Annotated in this window: 1 protein-coding gene; it reads right to left on the reverse strand. The window is 62.2% G+C overall.

Annotated features, from left to right (window positions below):
* Positions 1-3,417 (reverse strand): OTU domain-containing protein (locus NL1_RS35795; protein ID WP_218024540.1); only part of this gene is annotated, 3,417 nt, incomplete at its 3' end.
* Positions 3,418-3,570: the final 153 nt, after the last annotated feature.

A 3,570-nucleotide genomic window follows, 5' to 3' on the forward strand; every position in this document is an offset into this window, starting at 1 on the left:
CGTCGAGACATCTCGCATGGACACCGACCCGCGCCGCTTCTTCGCAGAACTCGCCCATCCTCGATCGAGGCCGGACGGCATCCCCGATTCCACGTCCGATTCCGGTGCCGGCCGTCGCCCCAATGCGCTGAACAGGTTCCGCGCATCCGGCCCGATCACCGCCGCGGCCTGCACATAGCCGAGTTCGCCGGCTTCCGCAGCCGCTGACTGCCTCTCGGTGGCCAAGCTCTCCAGGTCGACCCACTGGGACCACTCGTCCATTCCGTCCGGAGCTGCCGAAGTGTCATCGACTCTCGGTCCGGTGTTTTCGTCAGTCCGGCGCTCTTGTTCGTCGGGAGCAGCGATGCGATCTCCCGGCATGGAGCTGCCGTAGTCTCCGAGTAGCGGCGCCTGGTCAGCGTCGTCGATGGCCGGCTGCTGAGAACGCCGTTTCTTCGTCGAACGCGCCCATCCTCGATCCAGGCCGGGCATCTCCGATTCCAGGTCCGACTCACGCTCCGGCCGTGGACCCAAAACGTTGAACAGGTTCGGCACATCCGACCCGACCGTCGCCGCAGCCCACGTATGGCCGAGTTCGCCGGTTTCCACAGCCACCGATCCACCCGCTACACCAGAGGGGCCGTCCGACGGGAAATGTGCGTCCAGCCAGGCGAAGTCATCGTCGTCCACACGTGCCGAAGCGCCCTCAGCGGCCAGTTCGATATCTTCCCACCGCAGAGTGGGGTACTGCTGCTCATCGATATGCCGCTGCTGGCCATGTCGATCCGAGACGGCGGCCAGTTCTTCCATCGGCGCATCAGCGGACGGGTCGGCCATGGCCGTATCCAGGTCGTCTCCGGTCGGCAAGCCCATCTCCGGCCGCTGCCCTTCGACCTCTGCGGACCGCGCGCCGAGATGCGACTCCCCCGCAGCGGAGCCCAGATCCAACGGAAGAGTCCACACCTTCCCGACACCCTGCGTTGCCACGAGTGAGCTGAGCTTGGAAGTTGTTTTACGCCCGTTGGGTCTCACGAATTCCAGGGTCAATGCACCCGTGTTACGTATTCTTGTCGATGCATGGATCAACCTGCCTTCATAGAGGAAGACAATGCGGAGACCAGGCCGTAACCGCTCCTCAGCACTCTTGATCTCCTCGGCATTCTCGAGCGAGATCTCACTCGGTACTCCGCCCAGCAATTCTCGGACCTTGTCCAGGTCCACGTCGGGAACCGCCGTACCCGGCCCCTCGTCAACCGGCGCAGTCACGTTCCCCTCGTCGACCGGCGCAGTCACTGTCGCATTGTAATGCGCCCGCCCCACATGCAGGACCGTCAACCGCCAGCAATCCGCCGGCCCGAAACTGTGAACCGCGCCCTCGCGAACGAACTCGCTCGACCCATCCGCGCCGGTCCGGAATTCCGAATCAGACACGACCCGCAACGAAATCCCATACCCGAAGAGCAGGTCTCCCAACGCCATCGGAGCAACGTCGGCAACAGGATTGGCCCACTGACCCGGTCGCAAAGCGCTCTCCAGCCGACTGTACGACCAGCCCCGCAATCCGTACGCGTCACTCTCCCAAACCCGCTGCTGCACCAGCCAAAGCAGAACCGCCCGCCGCAGATCGACGACACTCCGCCACTCGTGCGGCAACAATTCCGCCGCGGACGAACGCAAGACCGCCTCATACAAACAATCTCCAGAAGGCTCGACCACAACCTCCCGCAAACCCTCCCGCACCAAGAGAGCCCGCTGCCCCACATCCGCCCGCGGTATCAATGCCGGATCCACATCCGGCTGCTGATCGAGGCCATGCCCGTCGACCCACACCCCGCCTGCCCCCCGGTCGGCCAGCCGCGTCAGAAAGCTGTCCAATGCGCTATTCGTACGCCCGATTTTTCCGTCTTCGGCGTAAGAATAGCTGATCAATATGGTGCGGCTGCATTTTTCGATATTGTCGGCAAATTTTCTACTGGTTGTCGCACGAAAAAACTGTCCATCGACATCTTGATACACGATCCGAATGCGAGGCCAGCGCAACTGAAACGCAGCATCCTTCAGCGAGACCGGCTTCGGCTCACCCTCCAGCATTTCGGCGATCCGATCGATATCCGGCCCGGAAGTGGCCGAACTCGATCCGAGCCCATACGCAGCGCCGACAGACCGCGACTGTGGCTCAGCAACATCCTGCTGCCTATCGATGTCTCCGGATCTCGCATCGAGTTCCCGCACAGCCACATCCAGGTGCCCCTGACGGATCCACACCGTCCGCACACCCTGCCGCTCCTGGAGGGTTTTCAACGTGGGACCCAATCTACGGCCCTCGGCATCGTTGAATCTTAAAAACAAGCTCATGGGCGACTTGGATGTCGTCGCACGGACCAGCCTGCCTTCATACCGGAAGGCAATCCAGAGACCAGACCGGCGCAACAACTTCTCAGCACGCTCGATCGTGATCTGCACGGGCACACCACCCAGCAATTCTTGGGCCTCATCGAATTCCGAACGCACCGAAGCAGTTCCAGCCAGCACGCTGCCCTCAGCGAGCGCGGCGCCCGCCACCGCAGCTCCCGGCCCAACATCAACCGGCACATCCTGCTGCCTATCGATGTCTGCCAACCGCACGGTAGGGGATTGCTGCTCATCGATATCCCGCTGCTGTTCGACGCCTTCGGACTGCGCGCCGAAATGCGACTCCCCTGCAACCAGGTCCAGATCACGCTCGTCAACCCACACCTCGCGCACACCCTGAGACGTCCCGAGTCCGACGAACGAGACGTGTGTGCGTCCACCGCTGGGTTTCTTGAAATTCACAGTCAATTCCCCGCTGCTGGGCAGTGATGTCCTTGCACGAACAAACACTCCCTCACGATGCCGGAAGACCAGCCTGACACCAGCCCGCCGCAGTTGAACCGCAGCATCCTCGAACGTGAACGGCACGGGCACACCATCCAGCACTCCTCGGATCTCATCGAGATCCGCATCCACGGCAGCGGTTCCATCGTCAACGTCCGATTCAAGTGCCGACCGCGGACCCAATGCGCTGAACAGGTTTCGCACATCCGGCCCGATCACCGCCGCGGCCCGCACATGGCCGAGTTCGCCAGTCTCCGCGGCCGCCGATTCACCCACTACACCAGAGGGATCTACCGGCGGGACCAAAGCGTCCAGCCAGGCGAAGTCATCTTCGTCCAGAAATGCCGAGGTGTCATCAGCACCCAGTTCGATATCTTCCAACCGCACGGTGGGGTATTGCTGCTCATCGATATCCCGCTGCTGTTCGACGCCTTCGGACTGCGCGCCGAAATGCGACTCCCCCGCAGCCAGGTCCAGGTCACGCTGGTCAACCCACACCTCGCTCACACCCTGAGACTTCCTGAGTGCGCTCAACGAAGAATTTGTGGGTTCCCCGCTGGGCTTCTTGAAATTCAGAATCAACTCACTCCTGCCACCCCTGAAGCGCACTGATGTCGTTGCACGAACAAACACTCCCTCACGATGCCGGAAGACCAGCCTGACACCAGGCCGCCGCAGTTGAACCGCAGCATCCTCGAGCGTGAACGGCACGGGCACACCACGCAGCACTTTTTC

Source organism: Nocardia lijiangensis NBRC 108240, from assembly GCF_001613045.1.
Taxonomy (GTDB): domain Bacteria; phylum Actinomycetota; class Actinomycetes; order Mycobacteriales; family Mycobacteriaceae; genus Nocardia; species Nocardia lijiangensis.